The sequence below is a fragment of the Nonomuraea sp. NPDC049378 genome (genome assembly GCF_055586745.1).
The window spans coordinates 267775-290985 of record NZ_JBVJHP010000007.1; the positions used below are offsets into that span (position 1 = coordinate 267775).

21 protein-coding genes and 1 pseudogene are annotated in these 23211 nt (G+C 71.9%); 13 read left to right on the forward strand and 9 right to left on the reverse strand.

Features of this window, described 5'->3' with window-relative positions; all coding sequences use genetic code 11:
* Positions 1-2: 2 nt before the first annotated feature.
* Positions 3-905: pseudogene (locus ACZ6SA_RS17565) on the reverse strand (RNA polymerase sigma factor); the annotation flags it as partial.
* 200 nt (positions 906-1105) lie between these two features.
* Between ACZ6SA_RS17565 and ACZ6SA_RS17570 the strand changes: the two are divergent.
* From ACZ6SA_RS17570 to ACZ6SA_RS17580, 3 genes are all read left to right on the forward strand, one after another.
* On the forward strand, positions 1106-1912 hold the full coding sequence (locus ACZ6SA_RS17570) for a TetR/AcrR family transcriptional regulator (RefSeq protein ID WP_465828931.1): 807 nt from the start codon (positions 1106-1108) through the stop codon (positions 1910-1912).
* Positions 1913-2073: 161 nt separating this feature from the next.
* Complete coding sequence (locus ACZ6SA_RS17575) at positions 2074-2274, forward strand: hypothetical protein (RefSeq protein WP_465828933.1); 201 nt, start codon at positions 2074-2076, stop codon at positions 2272-2274.
* Positions 2275-2382: 108 nt separating this feature from the next.
* Entirely contained in the window at positions 2383-2901 is a 519-nt protein-coding gene (locus tag ACZ6SA_RS17580) for a GNAT family N-acetyltransferase (protein WP_465828935.1), read from the forward strand.
* 105 nt (positions 2902-3006) lie between these two features.
* Here the strand turns inward: ACZ6SA_RS17580 and ACZ6SA_RS17585 are convergent, their stop codons facing one another.
* Positions 3007-4437 (reverse strand): WS/DGAT/MGAT family O-acyltransferase, encoded by a 1431-nt coding sequence (locus ACZ6SA_RS17585; RefSeq protein ID WP_465828937.1) that lies wholly within the window; start codon positions 4435-4437, stop codon positions 3007-3009.
* 215 nt (positions 4438-4652) lie between these two features.
* Between ACZ6SA_RS17585 and ACZ6SA_RS17590 the strand changes: the two genes are divergently transcribed.
* The 3 genes from ACZ6SA_RS17590 (at position 4653) to ACZ6SA_RS17600 (ending at position 9456) form a co-directional block, all read left to right on the forward strand.
* Positions 4653-5831, forward strand: coding sequence for a cysteine desulfurase-like protein (locus tag ACZ6SA_RS17590; RefSeq protein ID WP_465828939.1), 1179 nt, complete (start codon positions 4653-4655; stop codon positions 5829-5831).
* 57 nt (positions 5832-5888) lie between these two features.
* Complete coding sequence (locus tag ACZ6SA_RS17595) at positions 5889-7544, forward strand: acetolactate synthase large subunit (RefSeq protein WP_465828941.1); 1656 nt, start codon at positions 5889-5891, stop codon at positions 7542-7544.
* Between the two features lie 457 nt (positions 7545-8001).
* Positions 8002-9456, forward strand: a complete 1455-nt coding sequence (locus ACZ6SA_RS17600) for an RNA polymerase sigma factor (protein WP_465828943.1) — start codon at positions 8002-8004, stop codon at positions 9454-9456.
* A gap of 27 nt (positions 9457-9483) precedes the next feature.
* On the opposite strand, the gene ACZ6SA_RS17605 is transcribed toward ACZ6SA_RS17600, so the two are convergent.
* From ACZ6SA_RS17605 to ACZ6SA_RS17625, 5 genes are read right to left on the reverse strand one after another with little or no spacing between them, the layout of a single operon-like run.
* Entirely contained in the window at positions 9484-10650 is a 1167-nt protein-coding gene (locus tag ACZ6SA_RS17605) for a lipid-transfer protein (RefSeq protein WP_465828945.1), read from the reverse strand.
* Positions 10651-10667: 17 nt separating this feature from the next.
* Positions 10668-11081, reverse strand: a complete 414-nt coding sequence (locus tag ACZ6SA_RS17610; RefSeq protein ID WP_465828947.1) for a MaoC/PaaZ C-terminal domain-containing protein — start codon at positions 11079-11081, stop codon at positions 10668-10670.
* Entirely contained in the window at positions 11081-12013 is a 933-nt protein-coding gene (locus ACZ6SA_RS17615) for a bifunctional MaoC family dehydratase N-terminal/OB-fold nucleic acid binding domain-containing protein (RefSeq protein ID WP_465828949.1), read from the reverse strand. Before ACZ6SA_RS17615 ends, ACZ6SA_RS17610 begins: the two co-directional genes overlap by 1 nt.
* A complete protein-coding gene (locus tag ACZ6SA_RS17620) occupies positions 12010-13164 on the reverse strand; it encodes an acyl-CoA dehydrogenase family protein (RefSeq protein WP_465828951.1) in 1155 nt (384 codons plus the stop codon). The genes ACZ6SA_RS17615 and ACZ6SA_RS17620 overlap by 4 nt, the downstream gene beginning before the upstream one ends.
* Positions 13164-14309, reverse strand: a complete 1146-nt coding sequence (locus tag ACZ6SA_RS17625) for an acyl-CoA dehydrogenase family protein (protein WP_465828953.1) — start codon at positions 14307-14309, stop codon at positions 13164-13166. The genes ACZ6SA_RS17620 and ACZ6SA_RS17625 overlap by 1 nt, the downstream gene beginning before the upstream one ends.
* Before the next feature lie 181 nt (positions 14310-14490).
* Between ACZ6SA_RS17625 and ACZ6SA_RS17630 the strand changes: the two genes are divergently transcribed.
* The 6 genes from ACZ6SA_RS17630 (at position 14491) to ACZ6SA_RS17655 (ending at position 19640) form a co-directional block, all read left to right on the forward strand.
* A complete protein-coding gene (locus ACZ6SA_RS17630; protein WP_465828955.1) occupies positions 14491-14658 on the forward strand; it encodes a hypothetical protein in 168 nt (55 codons plus the stop codon).
* Between the two features lie 166 nt (positions 14659-14824).
* Positions 14825-15487, forward strand: coding sequence for a TetR family transcriptional regulator (locus tag ACZ6SA_RS17635; RefSeq protein ID WP_465828957.1), 663 nt, complete (start codon positions 14825-14827; stop codon positions 15485-15487).
* A 225-nt stretch (positions 15488-15712) separates the two neighbouring features.
* Entirely contained in the window at positions 15713-16708 is a 996-nt protein-coding gene (locus ACZ6SA_RS17640; protein ID WP_465828959.1) for a sigma-70 family RNA polymerase sigma factor, read from the forward strand.
* A 43-nt stretch (positions 16709-16751) separates the two neighbouring features.
* Positions 16752-17867, forward strand: a complete 1116-nt coding sequence (locus ACZ6SA_RS17645; RefSeq protein ID WP_465828961.1) for a steroid 3-ketoacyl-CoA thiolase — start codon at positions 16752-16754, stop codon at positions 17865-17867.
* A gap of 44 nt (positions 17868-17911) precedes the next feature.
* Positions 17912-18934, forward strand: coding sequence for an MBL fold metallo-hydrolase (locus ACZ6SA_RS17650; protein ID WP_465828963.1), 1023 nt, complete (start codon positions 17912-17914; stop codon positions 18932-18934).
* A 25-nt stretch (positions 18935-18959) separates the two neighbouring features.
* Positions 18960-19640, forward strand: a complete 681-nt coding sequence (locus ACZ6SA_RS17655; RefSeq protein ID WP_347645474.1) for a FadR/GntR family transcriptional regulator — start codon at positions 18960-18962, stop codon at positions 19638-19640.
* Here the strand turns inward: ACZ6SA_RS17655 and ACZ6SA_RS17660 are convergent, their stop codons facing one another.
* Positions 19641-20372: an SDR family NAD(P)-dependent oxidoreductase gene (locus tag ACZ6SA_RS17660; protein WP_465828965.1), complete on the reverse strand. Its 732-nt coding sequence runs from the start codon at positions 20370-20372 to the stop codon at positions 19641-19643.
* Positions 20373-20473: 101 nt separating this feature from the next.
* Here ACZ6SA_RS17660 and ACZ6SA_RS17665 point away from each other — a divergent pair, with 101 nt between their 5' ends.
* Positions 20474-21334: a helix-turn-helix transcriptional regulator gene (locus tag ACZ6SA_RS17665; RefSeq protein WP_465828967.1), complete on the forward strand. Its 861-nt coding sequence runs from the start codon at positions 20474-20476 to the stop codon at positions 21332-21334.
* A 303-nt stretch (positions 21335-21637) separates the two neighbouring features.
* Here ACZ6SA_RS17665 and arfA read toward each other — a convergent pair whose 3' ends face one another.
* Positions 21638-23134, reverse strand: coding sequence for an arabinosylfuranosidase ArfA (arfA, locus tag ACZ6SA_RS17670; RefSeq protein WP_465828969.1), 1497 nt, complete (start codon positions 23132-23134; stop codon positions 21638-21640).
* Between the last annotated feature and the right edge of the window lie 77 nt (positions 23135-23211).

Genomic DNA, 23211 nt, shown 5'->3' on the forward strand with positions numbered 1-23211 from the left:
GGTCAGCTCAGGTAGTCGCGCAGCGCCAGCGAGCGGGACGGATGGCGGAGCTTGGACATCGTCTTGGCCTCGATCTGCCGGATCCGCTCCCTGGTGACGCCGTAGACGCGCCCGATCTCGTCGAGCGTGCGCGGCTTGCCGTCGGCCAGGCCGTAGCGCATGCTGATCACGCCCGCCTCGCGCTCGGAGAGCTGGTCGAGCAGGGCGTGCAGCTGCTGCTGGAGCAGCGTGAACGACACCGCGTCGGCCGGGGAGACCGCCTCGGTGTCCTCGATGAGGTCGCCGAACTCGCTGTCGCCCTCCTCGCCGAGCGGCGTGTGCAGCGAGATGGGCTCGCGACCGTAGCCCTGCACCTCGATGACGCGGCTCACCTCGAGCTCGCTCTCCTTGGCGATCTCCTCCGGCGTGGGTTCGCGGCCGAGGTCGCTCTGCAGGCGCCGCTGCACCCGCGCCACCTTGTTGATCAGCTCCACCATGTGGACGGGAATGCGGATCGTGCGGGCCTGGTCGGCCATGGCGCGGGTGATCGCCTGCTTGATCCACCACGTGGCGTAGGTGGAGAACTTGTAGCCGAGCCGGTAGTCGAACTTCTCGATCGTCCGGATCAGGCCGAGGTTCCCCTCCTGGATCAGGTCGAGGAAGAGCATGCCGCGACCGGTGTAGCGCTTGGCGATGGAGACGACCAGCCGGAGGTTGGCCTCCAGCATGCGCTGCTTGGCCCGCGTGCCGTCCGCGGCGATCCACTCCAGGTCGGCGCGGAGCTCGCCGGGAAGGTCGGGCTCGGTGTCGAGCCGCTCTCTGGCGAACAGCCCGGCCTCGATGCGTTTGGCCAGCTCGATCTCCTGCTCGGCGGTGAGCAGCGGCACCCGCCCGATCTCTTTCAGGTAGGTCTTGACCGAGTCGGCGCCGATGGCGCTGCCACTGTCGGCGACGCTTTCGTCCAGCTCGAGAACCTCTGCTGCTTGGGACAAAACACTCTCCTCGCTCGCGTTGGGTAGGATGGACGGCAACCTAAACTTAGGTAACGCCTAACATTAGGTACATACTCCTCTTGAAGCAAGCCTAAATATAGGTCGCACCTAAAAATCTGTGAGAGACTGCGGCTATGAGCATCGACACCTTGGGATTGAGGGAACAGAAGAAGCGCGAGACCAGGCGGGCCATCTCCGACCACGCTACCCAACTGTTCCTGCAACGTGGCTTCGACCGCACGACGATCGCCGACATCGCCGGCGCCGCCAGAGTGGCCAAGATGACCGTCACCAATTACTTCCCCCGTAAAGAGGATCTGGCCCTGGACCACCACGAGGCGTTCGTGGCGGGCCTGGCGGAGGCGGTCGCCCGGCGCCCACCTGGGGAGTCGGCGCTGGGCGCGGTACGTCGAGCATATGCGCACGCGCTGGAACAGCGTGACCCGGTCATCGGCTTCACCGGACGCGACTTCGCCCGGATGGTCGCCGGCAGCCCGACTCTGGTGACCCGGCTGCGCGACCTGCACGACCAGCGTGAAGAGGCCCTCGCCGGCGCGCTCGCCGCGGAGACGCACGCGGCGGCCCCCGACGAGTCCGCCACGGCCGGCACCCCGGAAGCCGCCAGGACGTCGTACGACACCGCGGCCAGGGCGGCCGTCCACGGTGGCGAGGAGACCGCCGGAGAGTCCCAGGGCGGGACGCCCGCCGCCGGCGTCGAAGGGGACGTCGAGGGGGACATCGAGGGGGACACGGTCGTCGCGCGGGCCGTGGCGGCACAGCTCGCGGCGGCCGACCGGCTGCTCTTCCGCGAGCTGCAGCGCCGCACCCTGGCCGGACAGGACGACGACGAGATCGCCGGGGCGCTGGCGGAGGCCGCGCGGCGCGTCTTCGACCTCCTCGAACCCGCCATCGGCGGCTACGCCGTCCGCCGGCCGGCGTAGCCGGCCACCTTCAGAAGCAGGCGCCTGCGCCACCGGCGCCCCCGCATCCGCCGGATCACGCCCCACCATGCGGCGGCCCGTCGGACGCGCGCCGTCAGAGCGCGCCAGAGCCGTGCGGGCGGCGGTCTTTCGCGTCCACGTTGCCGACCAGAGCCCTGAGGATGCCGGGGAGCTCCGCCACGGTCGCGGCGGGCCTGGCCGTGCTGGCGACGGCCGCGGGCGCCACAGCCGCGGCAGAGGGCTCCGAAGGCACCCCGGACGCCCTCGCCGCCGGCTACGACCTGGTCTTCCTCATGGCGGCCGGGCTCGGCCTGGCCATCGCGCTGGTCAGCCTGCTGCTGCCGCGGCACGGGCGCGCCTGACGGCCGCTCACGGCTCCGGCCGCACCTCTCATGCCGCCGCCGACCGAGATGGGATCTGCTAGATTTATCTTTCCGGCCGGAGGTTGCTCCCGGCCGGAAAATGCTTGTATGACGATTCTTCAGGCAACCGTGCGGCCCGTGAGCGCCGCCGACCACCCCGCCGTCGAGCGCCTCTGGCTCATGTTCCGCCACGACATGGCGAAGTTCCAGGGCGGGCTGCCCAGCCCTGACGCCACCTACCACGGCGAGCGGCTGCGCTCGGCGCTCGAGGACGACGACTGGGCGGCCTACCTGTTCACCAGCGGCGACCGGCCGCTCGGCTTCTCCTTCGTGCGGGCGCTGTCCGGCCCCGCCCGCGTGCTGAACGCCTTCTTCGTGGTACGCGGCGCACGGCGGTCCGGGATCGGGATGACCGTCGTACGGGAGGTGATCTCCCGGCACCCCGGCCCCTGGGAGATCGCCTTCCAGGACGCCAACACGGCGGCCGTCGCGTTCTGGCGGCGCGTCGCCACCGACGTCGCCGGCGACGCGTGGACCGAGGAACGCCGGCCCGTCCCGAACCGGCCCGACGTTCGCCCTGACGTGTGGATCTCCTTCACCGCCGCCGCACCGTCACGGGCGGGATAGCGGCGACCCGGCCCGGTGCTTGCCGAACATTCCGGTCATCTGACTTGTCGCGCGATCAGACCGCCGCGAGCGGGGCGATCGAGGATCATCCGGGAAGCGCAGGCGTCATCGCGGCACGCCGGCTTCCGCGTCGCGCAGGTCGGCCAGGGCGTCCCGCAGGTATCCGGCCAGTTCCCAGGCGTCGGGCACCATCGCGCGGTCGGTGACGACGCCGATGTCGAGCGAGCCGTCGTAGGAGAAGGCCGTGATGTTGACGCCGCCGCTCACGTCCGAGATCACGGAGACCGGATAGTGGTGCAGCAGCCGGGCCCCGCACACGTACAGGGGGAACTGGGGTCCCGGCACGTTCGAGACGATCAGGTTGATCGGCGGGGCGGCCTGCCCGAGCAGGGCGAACGCCGAGCGGGAGGCCAGGCCCATGAGAGCGGCGGGCATCGACTCGCTGAACTCGCGCAACCACCGCGCGGACGCCGGCGAGAACCGGTCCTTGAGCCGCCGCATGGCCTGCCGCACGTGCTGCAGCCGGTCGGCGGGGTCGGCGACGTGCACGGCCAGCGGAGCCGTCATGATCGTCACCTGGTTGCCGGGCCCCTCGGCCCCGGCGTCCCGCAACGAGAACGGCACCCCCGCCACCAGCGGCTGGCTCGGGACGCCCCCGTGCGCGGCCAGCCACCCGCGCAGCGCTCCCGCGCACACGGCCATGACCACGTCGTTGACGGTGACGCCGAACGCCTTGCGCACCTGCTTGAGCTCGTCCAGCGGCAGCGACACGTACGCGAAGCGCCGGTGCTCCGACACGGGACCGCTGAAGGGCGTCCTGGGCACGGGCAGCGTCGGCAGGTCGGGAACCTGCCGGGCGCCGGCCAGCCTGCGGGCCAGCCCGGAGACGAACCGGGCGCCGGGGAGCGCGGACACGACGGGGATCTCGTCCAGGTAGGGGACGGCCATGGACGCGAACCGCACGGCGTGCGCGGGGTTGCCGGCCAGCCTGGCCACGCCGCGCGCCAGCATCTCCGCCTGCCCGGGAGGCGGGGCGTCGCGTTCGGGCTCGGCCTCGGGCGGCGGCGCGGGCCGGGGGCCGGTGTCGAGCAGCGCGGCCAGCACGTCGGCGCCGCCCACCCCGTCCACGGCCGCGTGATGGATCTTCGTGTAGAGGCCCATGCGGCCGCCGGCCAGCCCGTGAATGAGATAGATCTCCCACAGCGGCCGGCGCCGGTCGAGCCGGCGGGCGTGCAGCCGCGAGACCTGCTCGGCGAGTTGCCGCTCGTCGCCGGGCGGCGGCAGGCCGATCTCGCGCACGTGGTAGTCGAGGTCGAGATCGTCCTCCTGCATCCAGTACGGGTGGTCGAGCCCCAGCGGCACCGGGGCCAGCTTGCGGCGCAGCGCGGGCACGTACGGGAGCCGTTGTTCGAGGAGGGCCTGCAGGTCGGCGCGGTGGAGGTCGCCGTCGAGGATGGCCAGGCCCGCGATGTTGGCGATGTTCGTGGCCGTCTCGAAGTGCAGGAACTGCGCGTCCAGGGCGGTCAGCTGGGGCATCCGTCGAACCTCCGCCCGGACAGTCCGGCCACCCACGTCAAGGGCGCGTTCGGCACGTCGTCCAGCCCCCTTCCCGCGAGATCCGCAGACCTCTTCAGCTCCCTGCCCGGCGGCCAGGCCCGTACGGCGCCGCGTTCTTCGCATGACAGCACAAGAAGGTGCTGACGCGTCGGCGCGGCACGATTGAGGTCTCCGAGGCTGAGCATCTACATACCATGCCTTTCCCTATCAAAACGGTACGCGCCACCTATCCCGCACTCTCCGACGGCTACGCCTATCTTGACGGAGCCGCCGGCACGCAGACGCCGCAATCGGTGATCGACGCCATCTCCACCGCATACCGGACCGGGATCGGCAACGTCGGCGGCGCCTTCCCCGCCAGCCACCGCTCCGACGCCATCGTCGCCGCCTGCCGCGCCGCCGTGGCCGACCTGGTCGGCGGCCATCCGGACGGCGTCATCCTCGGCCCGAACATGACCACGCTCACCTACCGCCTGGCCAGGGCCGTCGCCGGCCCCGGCGACGAGGTCGTGGTCTCCAGGCTCGACCACGACGCCAACGTGCGCCCCTGGACCCAGACCGGCGCCACCGTGCGCTGGGCCGAGGTGGACCCGGTCACCGGGGAACTGCCGGTCGAGCAGTACGAGAGCCTGATCGGCGAGCGCACCAGGGTCGTGGCGGTGACGGCGGCGAGCAACATCCTCGGCACCCGCCCCGACGTGCCCGCGATCGCCGAGCTGGCGCACCGGGCGGGCGCGCTGACGTACGTGGACGGCGTGCACGCCACCCCGCACGGCCCGGTGGACATGCGGGCGCTGGGCGCCGACTTCTACGCCACGAGCGCGTACAAGTGGTCGGGACCGCACATCGGCGCGGTGGTGGCGGACCCGGCGCTGCTGGAGACCATCAGGCCGGACAAGCTGGCCTCCTCGGCCGACACCGTGCCGGAGCGGTTCGAGACGGGCACGGCCGCGTTCGCCGACCTGGACGGGGTCACGGCGGCCGTGGACCACCTGGCCTCCATGGTCCCCGGCACGGGGAACCGCCGCGAGCGCCTGCTCGCCTCGATGGCCGCGGCGGAGGAGCACGAGCTGGCCCTGTTCCAGGTGCTGGTCGAAGGGCTGGAGACGATGCCGCACGTCACCATGTACGGCAAGCCCGCCAGGCGCACCGCCACCGCCTACTTCAACGTGGCCGGCCACACCCCGCGCCAGGTGGCCGAGCACCTGGCCAGGCTCGGCGTGAACGTGTGGAACGGCCACAACTACGCCTGGGAGCTGACCGGCGCACTCGGCATCCGCGAGTCGGGCGGCGCGGTGCGCGCGGGCCTGGTGCACTACAACGACCGCTCCGACGTCGACCGGCTGCTCGAAGGGGTGGCCAGGCTGGAATGAACCGGGGTCTCCCGGTGCTGTCGAGGAACGCAGTCTTCATGAAAAGAGGCGTTTCCCATGTCCCGGCAGGCCGTCGCCGCCCAGCTGATCGTGCAGGCACTGGAGGCGGAGGGCGTCGAATACGTCTTCGGCATCCCCGGTGAGGAGAACATCCACTTCGTCGACGCGCTCCACGACTCCTCCATCCGTTACGTCCTCGTACGTCACGAGCAGGGCGCGGCGTTCATGGCGGAGATCTACGGCAGGCTGACCGGCAGGCCCGGCGTGGCGTCGGCCACGCTCGGCCCTGGCGCGATCAACCTGCAACTCGGCGTGGCCGACGCCACCACCAACAGCACGCCGGTGGTGGCGATCACCGCCCAGGTGGGGCTCGACCGCATCTACAAGGAGTCGCATCAGGTGGTCGACCTGGTCTCGCTGTTCAGGCCGATCACCAAGTGGGCGGAGCTGGTGCCGTCGCCGCAGGCGCTGCCCGAGATGATCCGCAAGGCGTTCAAGACCGCGCAGACCGAGCGGCCCGGCGCCGTCTACCTGGCGATCCCCGAGGACGTCGAGTCGGCGCCGATCCCCGACGGCCTGGCCCCGCTCCCGGTGAACGTCGTACGCCCGCAGGATCCCTCGGCCGCGCAGATCGCCCGCGCCGCCGAGGTGCTCGACGGCGCCCGCCGGCCCATCGTGCTGGCCGGCCACGGCGCGACCAGGGCGGGCGCCTCGCAGGCTCTGGTGCGCTTCTCCGAACAGCTCGGGCTGCCGGTGGCCACCACGTTCAACGGCAAGGGCGTCTTCCCCGACGACCACCGGCACGCGCTGGGGGCGGTGGGGTTCATGCGCCACGACTACGTGAACTTCGGCTTCGACGAGGCGGACGTGCTGATCAGCGTCGGGTACGAGCTGCAGGAGTTCGACCCCGTCAAGATCAACCCGCTGCGCGACAAGAAGATCATCCATATTCACCGGTTCCCCGCCGAGGTGGACGACCACTACCCCGTGGCGGTAGGGGTGCACGGCGACGTCTCGCGCTCGCTGGACGCGCTCGGCGACGCCGTGCACCGGCGGTTCGAGATGAACGGCACCGGCCAGAAGATCCGCCGCATGATCGGCGAGGAGCTGGCGCAGGGGCGTGCCGAGGGCGCGTTCCCGCTGTCGCCGCGCAGGATCGTCGCCGACATACGCGAGGCCATGGGCCGCGACGACATCGTGCTGGCCGACACCGGCGCGGTGAAGATGTGGATGGCCCGCATGTACCCGACCTACGAGCCGAACACGATGCTGGTCTCCAACGGGCTGTCGTCCATGGGCTTCGCGGTGCCGGGCGCGCTGGCGGCCAAGCTGGCCCACCCTGAGCGCAAGGTGCTGGCCGCGACCGGGGACGGGGCGTTCCTGATGAACTCCCAGGAGCTGGAGACCGCCGTGCGCGAGCGGATCCCGTTCGTGGTGCTGGTGTGGGTGGACGACGCCTACGGCCTGATCGAGTGGAAGATGGACCTGGAGCTGGGGCGCGACTCCCACGTCGCGTTCGGCAACCCCGACTTCGTCACGTACGCCGAGAGCTTCGGAGCCCGCGGCCACCGCGTGACCAGCGCCGGCGAGCTGCTGCCCACGCTGCGCAAGGCGCTGGCCGACGACGTCGTGTCCGTGATCGCGGTCCCGGTCGACTACGCGGCCAACCTGCAGCTGACCGACAAGCTGGGCGAGCTCACCGGCCCCTTCTGACAGGACGGCGGGCCGGCGCCGGGGGGGGGGGGGGGGGGGGGGGGGGGGGGGGGGGGGGGGGGGGGGGGGGGGAGGGGGGGGGGGGGGGGGGGGGGGGGGGGGGGGGGGGGGGGGGGGGGGGGGGGGGGGGGGGGGGGGGGGGGGGGGGGGGGGGGGGGGGGGGGGGGGGGGGGGGGGGGGGGGGGGGGGGGGGGGGGGGGGGGGGGGGGGGGGGGGGGGCGGGGCCCCCCCCCCCCCCCCCACGACCGCCGCATGATCTCTTGAACCCACACACTACGGCGATCCGGCCCGCTCTGTCCCCATCGGGGCGGGCTTAAGCGTTTCACTGACCAGGGATATTTACCCGAAATCTGCATCTGGTAGTGCGCCGGACCATCCGGGTTGGCATGATTACCACAACAATCTCCTGACGCGCACCCTCACCCTCAGCGTCGGCCCACAGCAAGAGGATCGGCCCGTGTCCCAGCCGCTCACCGATCAGCGCCCCCGCGCCGAACTGATCGCAGAGCTCTACGACCGTCATGCCGCGGGGCTGTTCGCGTACTGCGCTGACCAGCTCGGCGACCTCGGCTCAGCGTCCGATGTCCTGGTTGCCGTGCTGACCGGGGTTCCGGTCGCCCAGCCGCCCCGCGCAGCTCTCTACGCGTTCGCCCGCCGCGAGATCCACCGGCGGGACATCGTCTACTCCCCGCCCGCCGTCGACCCGCTCATCGACCCGGCCACCGCCCTCGTCGAGCGCGTCCTGCGCGAGCTGCGCCCCCACCAGCGCGAGGTGCTGGTCCTGTCCGCGGTGTGCGGGCTGAGCAGGGCCGAGCTCGCGTGGGTGCTGGACCTCGCGCCCGACACCGCCGACGAGCTCACCGTGGCGGCCGCGAACCGGTTCAGGGAAGCGCTCGGCACGGCACTGGCCGCGACCGGGCTCCGCGTGCCCAAGCCGGTGGCGGACGTCTACGGCGCGCTGCACGTGGCGCCGCTGCACGACGTGCTCGGCCGCCTGCCGTGGCCGCAGCCGCCCGGCGCGCTGCGCATCCACTTCGCAGGCTCCCGTTCCGCGGCTCCCGGGCCGCTGTTCGTGAAGCCGCGCTGGCCCAGCCCGCCGATGTGGCCGCAGCCACTGGCCGAAGCGGATCCCGCCACCAGCACGGTGATCTTCCCCGCCGAGCTGCTGACGCCGCCCTCGCCGGCGCAGGTGCCGGAGCACGACGCGACCACCGCCCCGATGCCCAAGTTCCGCGAGTCCACCGACGATCACCATCGGCTGCGCGACCCGCTGGGCTCCATCAGGCCGCTCAGGGATCCGCTCGGCGGCCCCTGGCCGTCCTCCTCGCCGGCGGGGGAACGACCGTTCTTCATGGCCGCTCCCGAGCCCGACGGTCCCGGGCCGTTCGCGACGGGCGACGTGATCCTGCCCAAGGACGCGCCCGACCCGTACATGACCGGGGACGTCCTCGTCCACAAGGGTCCGGTCCGTGCGGTCCCGCCGCCGCGGGGGGAGGACGAGGTGCGGGAGGCCGCGCCGCTGTTCCGGCCGCGTACCAGGACCGGAGGGAAGGCCGCCGCGGGACCGGCCGCCGCGCCCACGCCGCCCACCGGGCCCGCCAAGCCGTCCGAGCCGGTCTATCGGCTGCCTGACCTGCAGAAGGACCCTCTGAGCAAGGAAGTCCGCGCCGGGGAGCCGCCCGCTCGCGAGGCGTCCCGTCGCGAGGCTTCCGGTAGCGAGGCGTCCGTGCTGGCGCCGCGTCCTGTGCGGGCCAGGCCCGCGCCGAAACGGCGTCCGGCACCGGTCGGGCCGCAGAAGGCGCGGCGCCGCAGGGAACGCCACCACGACTGGGCCTGGGAGCTGGTCGGGTTCCTGATGTGCGTGGCGATCGCGATGATCGTCTTCTTCTCCATGCCGATCTTCAACGGCTGAGACCCGCCGGCCACCCGGGCCGGCGGGTCAGCCCGCGGACAGGATGAGACCGCTGGTGGGCACGCCCGTTCCCGCCGTGACGAGGACGTTCGTGACGCCGGTGAGCTGGTTGGCGGCGGTGCCCCTGATCTGGCGCACCGCCTCCGCGATGCCGTTCATGCCGTGGATGTACGCCTCGCCGAGCTGCCCGCCGTGCGGGTTGACCGGCAGGCGGCCGTCCAGCTCGATGCCCCCGTCCCTGAGGAACTCCGGCGCCTCGCCGCGGCCGCAGAAGCCGAGCTCCTCCAGCTGGGTGAGCACGAACGGGGTGAAGTGGTCGTACAGGATGGCGGTCCGGATGTCCTGGGGCGTCAGGCCGGACTGTTCCCAGAGCTGCCGGCCGACGACGGACATCTCGGGAAGGCCGGTCATGTCGTCCCGGTAGTAGCTCGTCATCATCATCTGGTCCGCGCCCGCGCCCTGGGCCGCCGCGGTGATGACCGCCGGGGAACGGCGCAGGTCGCGGGCGCGCTCCGCGCTGGTCACGACGAGCGCCACCGCGCCGTCGCTCTCCTGGCAGCAGTCGAGCAGGTGCAGCGGCTCGACGATCCACCTCGACGCCTGGTGCTCCTCCAGCGTGATGGGCCGCTGGTAGAACCAGGCGGCCGGGTTGGTGGCCGCGTGCCGGCGCATGGCCACCGCGACCCGGCCGAAGTCCTCGGAAGTCGCGCCGTGGACGTGCAGGTAGCGCTGCGCGAACATGGCCACCCAGGCCGCCGGGGTCATCAACCCGAACGGCACGTGCCAGCTCATCTCCAGCCCCTGCGAGGAGGGTTCGCCGCCCACCTGTGCGTTCGGCTGGCCGAAGCGGCGTCCCGAACGCTCGTTGAAGGCGCGGTAGCACACCACCGTACGGGCCATCCCCGTCGCCACGGCCATGGCGGCGTGCGCCACGGTCCCGCAGGCCGCGCCGCCTCCGTAGTCGACGCGGGAGAAGAACGTCAGCTCGCCGACGCCGGTCTCCCTGGCGACGGCGATCTCCTGGTTGGCGTCCTGGGTGAAGGTCACCAGTCCGTCCACGTCGCCGGGTGACAGTCCGGCGTCGTCCAGCGCCGACAGCACGGCCTCGGCGGCGAGCCGCAACTCCGACCGTCCCGACTTCTTGCTGAACTCGGTGGCGCCGATGCCCGCGATGGCGGCGCTCGTTCGTGACAACGCCTGCTCCTTCTGGTTCAACCGGCTGGGGGGAGGATCAGGGAGACGGTGGCGGTGGCGTGGAAGCCCAGGCTCACCTCGCCGCGCACCTCGACCGTGACGTGGCCGCCCTCGCGCGACACGACCGTCCCGGTGAAGCTCAGGCGGTCCCCCGCGTACGCGGGGACGCCGAGCTTGACGTCGATGCCCCTGATGACGGCCTCGGGACCCGCCCAGTCGGTGACGTACCGCTCGACCAGGCCCATGGTGGTCAGGATGTTGAGGAAGATGTCCTTCGAGCCCTGGGCGCGGGCCCGGTCCCGGTCGTGGTGCACCGGGGTGAGGTCCATGGTGGCCAGGGCGGTCGAGACGACCACGGTGGGCGTGAGGTCGATCGACGACTCCGGCAGCCCGGAACCGGCCTCGACCTCGTCCGCTGTCAGCGTTCGCATCACGGCTCCTCCGGGGCCCACATCGGAAGGACGAGCCGGTCGTCCATCGGCCGGTACGTCACGCGCAGCGCCATGCCGATCTCCACCTGCCCGGTCGGGCAGTCCACGACGTTGCCGACGATCCGTACGCCCTCCGGCAGCTCCACCACGCCCACCACGAACGGGGTCTCGCGGCCGGGCACCGGCGGATGGTGGTGGACGGCGTAGCTGTAGAGGGTCCCGAGGCCGCTCGCGACCGTGTAGGTGAGGCGGGAGGAGCGGCAGCGGGGACACAGGGCGCCCGGCGGGTGGCGTAACCGCCCGCAGTCGGCGCAGGTCTGGATGCGCAGCTCGCCGATCTTCACGCCCTCCCAGAAGAAGGCCGTGTCCTGGTTGATCGCCGGCTGGAGCGGGTACGGGGACCGCTCCTCGCGGGCGCCCTCCCGCGGCCGGAACTTGAGCACGCGGAAGAGCATCTCCGCCACCGGCTCGTCGCCGTCGCCGTACCAGGTGACGTTCCAGGTGGCGAAGTAGCCCACGCCGAGCGCGGTCCGTTTGGGGCCCGCCAGGTCCGTGAACCTGGTGGCGGGCGTCAGCCGTTCCCCCAGGCGCGCGTAGCGGTGGTAGGTCTGCTCGCAGTTCGTCGCCACCACGCCCGTGTAGCCGGCGGCGTCGAGTGCGGCCAGCAGGTCGTCCACCGGCGAGCGGTCCTTGGCCCGCGGGGCCCGCATGGTCCACACCTGCGCCATCGCGGGCGGGGCCAGGCCCTTGTCCAGGTAGGCCGGGTTGGCGTCGCCCATGGCGGCCAGCCAGTGCCGGATCATGGGCTCGTTCACGGGGTCGGGGGCCGGGGCGCCGCGCACCTCGCCCAGCGCCGCCTGCTTGCCCGCGAGCTCGTGCAGCTCGTCCTCGCCTATCGCGGGAGCGCGGGTCCCGGGTCGCGGGTCGCTCATCGCGGGGGCCTCGGCAGGCCCAGGCCGAGCATCGCGATCAGCTCCCGCTGCACCTCGTTCACCCCGCCGCCGAACGTCAGCACCACCGCGCCCTTGACCCCGTGGTCCACGCGTTCGAGCAGCTCGGCCGTCTCCGGGTCGGACGGGTCGCCGTACCTGGCCAGGGTGTCGCCGACGATCCTGCCCGCCTCCTGCATCCGCTCCGAGCCGTAGATCTTGGTGGCCGACGCGTCGGGAGCCCCCAGCCAGCCGAGGTCCATGTTCGCCGCGACCTGCCAGTTGAGCAGCTCGTTGGTGCGGAACGCCGCCCACACCCTGGCCAGCGCGCGCCGTACGTCCGGATGGTCGGCCAGGCCCGTACGGCGGGCCCAGGCGAGGAAACGGTCGTAGGTCTGGCCGAGGTTCCCAGCGGGGCCCAGGGTGACGCGTTCGTGGTTGAGCTGGTTGACGATCAGGTCCCAGCCGCGGTCCACCTCGCCGACCACCATGGTCACGGGGACGCGCACGTCAGAGTAGTAGGTGGCGTTGGTGTGGTGGCGGCCGTCCATGGTCACGATCGGCGTCCACGAGAAGCCGGGGTCGTCCGTGGCGGCGATCATCATGGTGATGCCCTTGTGCTTCCTGGCCTCGGGGTTCGTACGGGCGGCGAGCCAGATGTACTGCGCGTAGTGCGCGCCGCTGGTGAAGACCTTCTGCCCGTTGACGACGTAGTGGTCGCCGTCGAGCACCGCCGTGGTCCGCAGGGAGGCCAGGTCGGTGCCCGCCTCCGGCTCGCTGTAGCCGATGGCGAAGTGGCACTCACCGGCGAGGATGCGCGGCAGGAAGAAGTCCTTCTGCTCCCGCGTCCCGTACTGCATGAGCGTGGGCCCGACGGTCTGCACCGTGATGATCGGGTACGGCACGCCCGCCCGCGCGATCTCGTTGGCGAAGATCTGCTGCTCCAGAGGGCCGTAGCCGCCACCGCCGTACTCCTCGGGCCAGCCGAGGCCGAGCTTGCCGTCGCGGCCGAGGTTGCGGCAGTGCTCCATGTACGTCTCGCCGAACGGGTCCGCGGCGATCTTCCTGCGGTCCTCGGCGGTCAGGCAGCCCTGGAAATACTCGCGCAACTCGTCCCGGAGCGCGCGCTGCGGAGGAGTGAGGTCGATCAGCATCAGACGAGCGCTCCGATCAGGTCGAGCTGGGCGTCGGCGCCGCCGAGCAGGTGGGACAGGTGCTTGGCCTGCGCGAAGTAGCGGTGCAGCGGGTAGGTCACGTCGAGTCCGAGCCCTCCGTGCAGGTGCTGGCAGGTGTGGAGCGCCTTGACGGCCTCGCCGGCGTGGTACGCGGCCAGCGCCAGGTCCTGGTCGGCCGGCAGCCCCTCCCCCAGCCGCCACGCCGCCGACCACACGGCCACGTCGAGCGCTCTTCCCGCGATGTAGACGTCGGCGATCTGCATGGTCACCGCCTGGAACTCGGCCAGCGCCCGGCCGAACTGCCGGCGCGTCCTGACGTACGACGTGGTCAGCTCCAGCGCCCCCGCGAGGACGCCGGCGGCCTGGGCGGCGACCGCTGCCGTGAACAGCCGCCTGGTCCCGTCCACCGCCTCCGGCCCGCCCACCCGCTCGGCCGGGGTCCGGTCGAGCACGAGGGTGGCCGCCGGCTCGCCGGTGGAGGCGAACTCGGGGATCATCTCCATCCCACGCGCCCCGGCCCCGGGCACCCCGCCGGACGCCCCTGCCCATGCGCCGCCGGACGCCCCTGGCCGTGCGCCGCCGGAGGGAGCCTCGACCAGGAACAGCCCTTCGTCGGCGGCGACCAGCACCGCCGAACTGGGATGGGGCACCGACACCTTCCGCCCCGTCAGCACCCACCCGTTATCGCCCGCACCGGGAGAAGCCATCATGTCCCTCACGTCGTCCGGCGCACCGGGCGAAACCGTCGCGCCGGTCCCGTCGTCCGGCGCGCGGCCGGCCCGGCGCGCGGCCGTCACGGGCGGATCGGACAGGGCGCGGCCGGGCTCGCGGAGCGCGACGGTGGCCCGGGTGACGCGACGCTGCTGGTCAGGGGTGCCATAGCGGGCGAGGGCCAGCGTGCTCACCAACGTGGCGAGCGCGGGGACAGGTGCTGCCCGCGCCCCCACCTCGCGCAGCACCACGGCCATCTCCACCGGGCCGAGCCCGGCCCCGCCCGCCGCCTCGGGGACGCACACGCCCATGAGCCCGGCCTGCCAGAGCCGGTCCTCGTCCCCTTCCCTGGCCAGGACCTCGGCCGCCAGTTTCTGCAGATCCTGCTGCGTCTCGTCCAGATTGAAATCCATCAGAGTCTCCCGAGGGGACCGTCGGCCTTGAGGAGGCGGGGGGATAGGGAGCGGGAGGGCCGCCAAGGCCCGAGCGTGTCCTGACCTGTCAGGTCTGCGTGTCACGGATGTCCTTCCTGGTTTTGTCGGCGCCGGCCGGTATCGGGTGGTTTCGTTACCGAGCGTGATGGGGGGGTGGGGTGTGCGCAGGTCGTTCCGATTCCTGCTGCGCCCCACGGCCCGGCAGGCGGCGGCGCTGGTGGCGTGCCTGGAGGACCACCGCCATGAGCCCCGGCCGGTCGTCGTCGGCCCGGGCGAGAAGCAGGGACGCGAGCGTGTCCGCGATCATCGCTCCTCCAGCAAGCGCTAGGTCAGACGAATCGCAAACTAGAACAGATTCTAATATCTGTCCAGTAGTCACCAATCCCAATAAGTCGGGATATACGCCTGTAACCCCATAGACATGGGGCTATACGGCAAGTTTGTAACCCGTGAGTAACAAGCCGCGCCATCGAGAAGTCAGATAACGTGTTCTCATGCGTACCACGCACGCGACGCCCCCTGCGCCCTCCGGCGACGCCGACGGGGCACACGACGGGGCCACCGACAGCCACCCCGCCCCTGGCGGGCACAGCGTCCGTAGTCGCAGCCAGCACCAGCGCCGCAAGCGCATCGTCCAGGCCGCGGCGGCGCTGGCCTCGCGCGGCGGGGTCGAGGCCATGCAGATGCGCACGGTGGCCGAGCGCGCGGGCGTGGCGCTCGGCACGCTCTACCGCTATTTCCCGTCCAAGATGGATCTCGTCGTGGCGGTGGTCGGCGAGGAGATCGACCTGCTGGAGAGCAGCATCGAGCGGCGCCCGCCCGGCGCCGCCACCCCGGCGAGCCGCGCGGTCGACGTGCTGATGCGGGCGACCCGCGGCCTCATGCGCGAGCCCGAGCTGGCCGACGCGCTCATCCGTTCCCTGATCATGGCCGAGGTGCAGACCCCGTTCGGCGACCGGATGACGGGGCTGCTGCTGCGCGTCGCGGCCGACGGCCTGCCGATCGAGGATGCCGGCGAGGAGCAGCTCGACCTCGCGGGGTCGCTGGCGAGCGTGTGGGTGCAGGAGCTGCTGGAGATGTTGCGCGGGCGGCGCACGTACGACCAGATCCAGCGCCGCATAGAGACCGCCGCAACCAGGCTGCTCGCCGGCATCTGAGATCCTTTACGGCTCCGCCGTGGCCGGCCACCCGCCGTCGCCGGCCGGCCGCCCTCCAGGAAACGCCCGCTGACCCTTCGGTGGCGCGCCACCGTTACGGAGCGCGCCCTGGGCCCGCCGACCGGTGGTGGTTTCCCTGTCGATTCATGATTGTTCCACCCGATTCGGCGGGCCGATGGTAAAGAAATCGCCGTTATGTCAGTGGCGCCGTTTATACAGGGAGGTATGACCGACAAGCCGACGAACGAAGACTTCCTTCGGCAGGCTGATCCGATGCGGCGCGAGCTGCTGGCGCACTGCTACCGGATGATGGGCTCGGTGCACGACGCCGAGGACCTCGTCCAGGAGACGTACTTCCGCGCGTGGCGCGCCTACGACGGCTTCGAGGGTCGCTCCTCGCTGCGTACGTGGCTCTATCGCATCGCCACCACCACCTGCCTGACCGCGCTGGAGAGCCGCGGCAGGCGGCCGCTGCCCACGGGCCTCGGGGCGCCGAGCACGGAGGCCACCGCGCCTCTGGTGCAGGACCACGAGGTGCCGTGGCTGGAGCCCGTGCCCGACGCGCTGGCGGGCGCGGGCGCCGACGACCCGGCCGCGATCGTGACCTCGCGCGAGAGCATCAGGCTCGCGCTGATCGCCGCGCTGCAGCACCTGCCGCCCCGGCAGCGCGCGGTGGTGATCCTGCGCGACGTGCTGCGGTGGAAGGCGGCCGAGGTGGCCGAGGCGGTCGGCGTCTCCACCGCGGCCGTCAACAGCCTCCACCAGCGGGCCCGTGCCCAGCTCAAGGAGGTGTCGCCGACCATGGACGACCCGGTCGAGCCGCTGACGCCTGAGCAGCGTGACCAGCTCGACCGCTACGTCGCGGCGTTCGAGAGCTACGACATCGACAGCCTGGTCCACCTGTTCACCGCGGACGCGATCTGGGAGATGCCGCCGTTCGTGGGGTGGTACCAAGGGCCGCGGACGATCGTCGAGCTCGTCAAGGGGCGCTGCCCGGCGGAGAAGGCGGGCGACCTGCGGCTGGTGCCGATCGCGGCCAACGGCCAGCCGGCCTACGCGCTCTACCACCTGGAGGACGGCGTCCACCGGCAGTTCGCGCTGATGGTGGTGACGTTCTCCGGAGAGCACATCAGCCACGTCGGGATGTTCTTCGAAAAGCGCCTGTTCGACACGTTCGGCCTGCCGGAGACGTTGCCGGCCGAGGCTTCCGCGACAAAGTAGAACGCGTTACTGTCGCCTCCAGAGCATCGTTCTGGAGGCGACAGTGGGCACACCTGTGATCGTCGAGGCCGTCCGCACGCCCATCGGCAAGCGGGCGGGCTGGCTCGCCGAGCTCAAACCGCAACAGGTTCTGGCCACGGCGCTGAACGGGCTGGTGCGGCGCTCCGGCCTCGAGCCGGCCGCCGTCGACCAGGTGTTCGCCGGTTGCGTGACGCAGGCGGGCGAGCAGGGCGGGCACGTCGGCCGGCACGCGTGGCTCTACGCCGGGCTGCCCTACCAGACGGGCGTCACCACGGTCGACGCGCAGTGCGGGTCGTCGCAGCAGGCGGTGCACCTGGCGGCGGCCCTGATCAGCGCGGGCGTGATCGAGACCGGCATCGGGTGCGGGGTCGAGGTGATGAGCCGGGCGCCGCTGGGCAGCAACGTACGCCCCGCCAGCCCGCGCCCCGACGACTGGGCCATCGACCTGCCCGACCAGTTCACGGCGGCCGAGCGGATCGCGCGGCGGCGCGGGCTGACGCGCGAGCGCCTCGACTGGTTCGGGGCGCGCTCGCAGCGGCTGGCGGCCAAGGCGTGGGCCGACGGGCGGTTCGAGCGGGAGATCGTGCCCGTCGGCGAGGTGCGCAGGGACCAGGGGCTGCGCGAGACCACCGTGGAGAGCCTGGCCGGGCTCAGGCCGGTGGCGGAGGGCGCGCTGCACACGGCGGGCACGTCCTCCCAGATCTCCGACGGCGCGGCGGCCGTGCTGGTGATGAGCGAGGGCGCGGCGCGCCGGCACGGGCTGCGGCCCCGGGCGCGCATCCTGGCGCAGGCCCTCGTCGGCGCGGAGCCGTACTACCACCTGGACGGGCCCGTGGACGCGACGGCGAAGGCGCTCGCCGCGGCCGGCATGACGATCGGCGACATCGACAGGTTCGAGGTGAACGAGGCGTTCGCGTCGGTGGTGTTGTCATGGGCGAGCGTGCACGAGCCCGACCTCGACCGGGTCAACCCGAACGGCGGCGCGATCGCGCTCGGCCACCCGGTGGGCGCCACGGGAGCGCGGCTGATCACCACGGCCCTGCACGAGCTGGAGCGGTCGGACTCGGCGACCGCGCTGGTGACGATGTGCGCGGGTGGGGCGCTGGCGACGGCGACGATCCTGGAGCGCATCGGCTGAATCTTCAGCACACTTGTCACGCAGGGAAACACGATCGGGGGCGTATGAAGACCAGACGCAGGCCGTACACCGAGCAACGTCCGCAGGACCTCGGCGGCGGGGTGTGGAGCGTGCCGGTGCCGATCCCCGGCAACCCGCTCGGCTACACGCTCGTCTACGCCGTCGAGTCACCCGCGGGGCCGGTGCTGGTCGACGCCGGATGGAACCACCCGGAGGCGTGGGAGGCGCTCAGCGGCGGCCTGGCCGCGCTCGGCATGGACGTGGCCTCCGTGCGCGGGGTGGTCGTCACCCATTTCCATCCCGACCACGCCGGGCTCGCCGGGCAGGTCAGGGAGGCGTCCGGCGCCTGGATCGCCATGCACGAGGACGACGCGGCGCTGGTCAGGCTCATGATCGAGTACGCGGGCGACAAGCACGACGCGTTCCAGTCCGACATGCTCAGGCGGGCGGGGGCCGATCCCGGCGAGGCGCGCGAGGCGATGGGCGGCCGTCCCGCGCCGCCGGCGCCGCCCGATCGGGAGCTGCGCGACGGCGACCTGGTGGACCTGCCGGGGCGCCGGCTGCGGGCCGTGCACACGCCCGGCCACACCCCCGGCCACATCTGCCTGCACCTGGAGGACGCCGATCGGCTCTTCACCGGCGACCACGTGCTTCCCGGCATCACCCCGCACGTCGGCATCTATCCCTATGACCGGGACGACATCGATCCGCTCGGTGATTTCCTGCAATCATTGGACCGGGTGGCCGGGTTCGGGCCGCTGGACGCGCTGCCAGCACATGAATGGACATTTCCGGATGTGGCCGCGCGGGCGGCCGAGATCCGCGACCATCACGAGGAGAAGCTCCAGCGGCTGCGCGTCCTCCTGGCCGAGCGGCCGGAGCCGCTGACCATCTGGGAGGTCGCCGCGATGATGACCTGGAACAGGCCATGGGAAGAGCTGTCCCCCATGCTGAGAGGCATGGCGGCCGGCGAGGCCGCGGCCCACCTGCGCGCCCTGGAGGTGCAGGGCCACGTACGCCGCCATGCCGGTGTCGAGCCGGTCCGCTTCCAGGCCCTAGACTCCTAGACATCCGATGTCTAGGGAGAGAAGCGTGGCGGTCACCGACGCGGCCATCGACAAGATCAAGCAGATGATCGTCTCCGGCGAGCTCGCTCCCGGAGACCGGCTGCCCAAGGAGGCCGACCTCGCCGAACGGCTCGGCCTGTCACGCAACTCGCTGCGCGAGGCCGTGCGCGCGCTGTCGCTGATCAACGTGCTCGACGTGCGCCAGGGCGACGGCACCTACGTCACCAGCCTGGAGCCGCGCCTGCTGCTCGACACCATGTCGTTCGTGCTCGACCTGCACCGCGACGACACGGTGCTGCAGTTCTTCGAGGTCCGCCGCATCCTCGAGCCGGCCGCCACGGCGATGGCGACCGAGCTGATGACCGACCAGGACATCGCCGAGCTGCGCGAGATCCTCGACGCGCTGCCCGCCGAGCCCACGGTCGAGGAGCTGGTGGCCAACGACCTGACGTTCCACCAGCGCATCGCCAGGGGGTCGGGCAACAGCGTGCTCTGCTCGTTCATCGAGAGCCTGTCAGGTCCGACCACCCGGGCGCGGGTCTGGCGCGGGCTCACGCAGGAGGGCGCGATGGAGAAGACCAGGGAGCAGCACACCGCGATCTACGAGGCCATCGCCGCCCGCCGGCCCGACGTCGCCCGCTCCTGGGCCACCGTGCACGTGGCCGGGGTGGAGTCGTGGCTGCGCCGGGCCCTGGAACTCGACTGATCACCAGGGATGGCTGCCGCCGAGCTCGCTGAGGAAGACGCCGGTCGGGGGAAGGTCCATGGTGACCTGGCGGGCGATGTGCGCGCCGCCCTCGTCCGCGCTCAGGACCCCGCGGTGGCCGTTGAGGTCGGTGGCGCAGAAACCGGGCGAGACCGCGTTCACTTTGATCGGCGTGTCCCGCAGCTCCGCCGCGTACATCAGGGTGACGGCGTTCAGCGCGGCCTCGGAGGAGTTGTAGCCGAGCAGCGTCGCGTACTGACGCAGTTCGGGCGCCGGGTCGGTCAGGAACGCGACCGTGCCGAGGCCGCTCGACACGGTCGCGATGCGGCCGGCTGCCGACCTGCGCAGCAGCGGGAGCATGGCGTTGATCACGGCGACGACGCCGAGCACGTTGGTCTCATAGACCTCGCGCAGGTCCGCCACCGGCATCTCGCTCGGCCCGCGGTGCTGGTCGCGGCTGATCGCGGCGTTGTTGACGAGGATGTCGAGGCGGCCGAACTCCCGGTCGACGAAGGCGGCGGCCGCCTCCACGGTGGCGAGGTCGGTCACATCCAGACGGACGAAGCGGGCGTCCAGCCCTTCCGCCGCCAGCTCCGCGGCCGCCTTCGTGCCCCGCTCCCGGTCGCGGGCTCCGACGAGCACGACGTGGCCTGCCCTGCCGATCGTGCGGGCGGTGGCGTACCCGATGCCCTTGTTCGCGCCGGTGATGAGGACGATCTTCTGTTGCGTCATGGCCTCAGCCTCGCCAGGGCTGCGCCCGACCGGTAGAGACCCGCCGAACCTCGGATCGGCGGTCCCTGGTTACCGTCCGGCAGGTCAGGCATGCTGGCCACATGGACCGCATCAACAGGGCGGAGCTGGCGGGGTTCCTGCGCAGCCGCCGCGAGCTGGTGCGACCGGCCGACGTCGGCCTGGAGAGCGGCGGGCGCCGCCGCACCCCGGGGCTGCGGCGCGAGGAGGTCGCCGCGCTGGCCGGGATGTCCGTCGACTACTATGCCCGCCTGGAGCAGGCGCGCGGGCCGCGTCCCTCGCGGCAGGTGCTCGGCGCGCTCGCCAGGGCGCTGCGGCTGACCGACGACGAGCGCTCCCACCTGTACTACCTGACCGGCGAGCCGCCCGGCCCGCCGCCCGGGCCGCCGCGCGACGTCAGGTCCGGCGTGCTGCATCTGCTCCACCGGCTGGACGACACCCCGGCGTTCGTGATCGACGCCAAGTACGACGTGCTGGCCTGGAACCCGCTCGCCGCCGTGCTGATCAGCGACTTCTCCGTGCTGCCGGCGACGGAGCGCAACATCATCTGGCGCTTCTTCACCGACCCGGAGGCCAGGGCCCGCCACGATCCCGAGGGGTCCTGGCAGTTCGCCAGGGAGTCGGTAGCCGACCTGCGCGCCGCCACCGCCCGCTACCCCGACGACCCCGGCATCCTGCGGCTCGTCGAACGGCTGCTGGCGTCCAGCGCCGAGTTCGCCGAACTGTGGGCCGAGCATGACGTGACGGTGCGGCGGTCGGCGTGCAAGCGGCTCAAGCATCCGGCCGTGGGCTGGCTGGAGCTCGACTGCGAGGCCCTGCACGTGCCCGAGAGCGACCAGATGGTGGTGCTCTACACCGCCGCGCCCGGCACGCCGTCGTACGAGGCGCTGCGGCTGCTCAAGGTCATCGGCACGCAGGACCTCCAGCGCTCCCCCGGCCTCTGAAGCGCGGAGCATCGGTAAGTACAGGCGAATGTGCCCGCACTGCGAGAAGGGGGACGGCCACGGAGGAGACGCGGGCCGCCCGCACGCGGGAGAAGGGCGCTGGGCAAGCCCGTGGCCGCTCCGCACGGACAGGCGGCTTGCGCAATCCGGTCAGCGGTTCGCCACGTGCCTGGGCGTCGGCTTCGGCCCTGGCCGAACGCGGTCGGTCGATGATGCAGGCGCACCAGAAGTTCGCCGTGGATTCCGCGCTCTGACCTGGGCGTGAAGCTGACACGTCTTGTGATCACATGGCGGACCGGCTCCTCAGGAGAGCCGCGCCTTGAGGACGTTGAAGGACACCGGCGGCAGGACCGCCGTGAGCCGGTCACCGTCGATCTTCGCTCCGTCGACGGCCCTCGGCTCGACCCGGTGCGGGTCCCTCTCGGTGTTGCGCGCGCCCGTGTCGTCGTCGGCGACCGTGACGTGCGAAAGGTCCGACGCCTGCGGCAGGCCGCGCAGGTCGATCTCCACCGGCAGCGGCAGGTCGCCGCGGTTGACCGCGAAGACGGCGAGCCGGTCGTCGTCCAGCGTCGCCGCGGTGGCCAGCACGGGCACCTCGCCGTACCGCTCGGTCGGCATGACCGGCGCCGTGGCCTGCACGCGCAGGATGCGGCCGCGGGCATGGGCAGCGGTCAGCGCGAACGGGTGGAAGATCGTCTGCCGCCAGGCCGGCCCGCCCGGCTCGGTGCGGATGGGGGCGATCACGTTGGCGAGCTGGGCCTGGCAGGCGATGCCGACCCGGTCGGCGTGGTTGAGCAGGGTGATGAGCAGGCTGCCGACGACGGCCGCGCCGGCCACGTCGTACTCCTCCTCGATGATGCGCGGCGCGTGCTCCCAGTCCAGGCTGCTCTCGCCGCCGAACAGGCTCTGCGACCAGACGTTCCACTCGTCGAAGGAGACCTTCAGCCGCTTGCGGCTGCCGAGCTTGGCGGCCACGTGGTCAGCGGTGGCGGTCACGCCCTCGATCTGCTGCTCCATCTCCACGGCCGAGGCCAGGAAGTCGGCCCTGCTGCCGCCCACCGGGTCGTAGTAGGAGTGCGCGGAGATGTAGTCGACCTGGTCATAGCAGTGCTCCAGGACCGTGGCCTCCCACGAGCCGAACGTCGGGATCCGCATGTTCGAGCTGCCGCAGGCGACGAGTTCCAGGCCGGGGTCCACCCGGCGCATGGCCTTGGCCGCCTCGAACGCGAGCCTGCCGTACTCGTCGGCGGTCTTGCCCCCGATCTGCCAGGGCCCGTCCATCTCGTTGCCCAGGCACCAGACCCTGATGCCGTACGGCTCCCGCACGCCGTGCTCGATCCGCAGGTCGGACCACCGCGTGCCGCCGGGGAAGTTGGCGTACTCGACGAGGTCGCGCGCCTCCCGGATGCCCCTGGTGCCCAGATTGACCGCCATCACCGGCTCGGCGTCCACCTCGCGCATCCAGGTCATGAACTCGCCCAGACCGAAGGCGTTCGTCTCGATCTGCCGCCAGGCCAGGTCGAGCCTGGTGGGCCGCTCGGAGGCGGGCCCGACGCCGTCCTCCCATTCGTAGTTGGAGACGAAGTTGCCGCCCGGGTAGCGCACGGTGGTGACGCCCATCTCCCTGGTCAGGTCGATGACGTCGCGGCGCAGCCCGTCGTCGCCCGCCCGCTGGTGCCCGGGCTCGAACACGCCCGTGTACACGCAGCGCCCCATGTGCTCGACGAACGAGCCGAACAGTCGCCTTTCGACCGGGCCGACCTCGAACGCCGGGTCCAGGGTGAGCTTGGCGGATCTCATGGGCAGTCCTCCTTCGTCGGGGCTCTGCCCATCTATACATCGTTGTATTCAACGTTGTAAACTCAATTATAGACTTT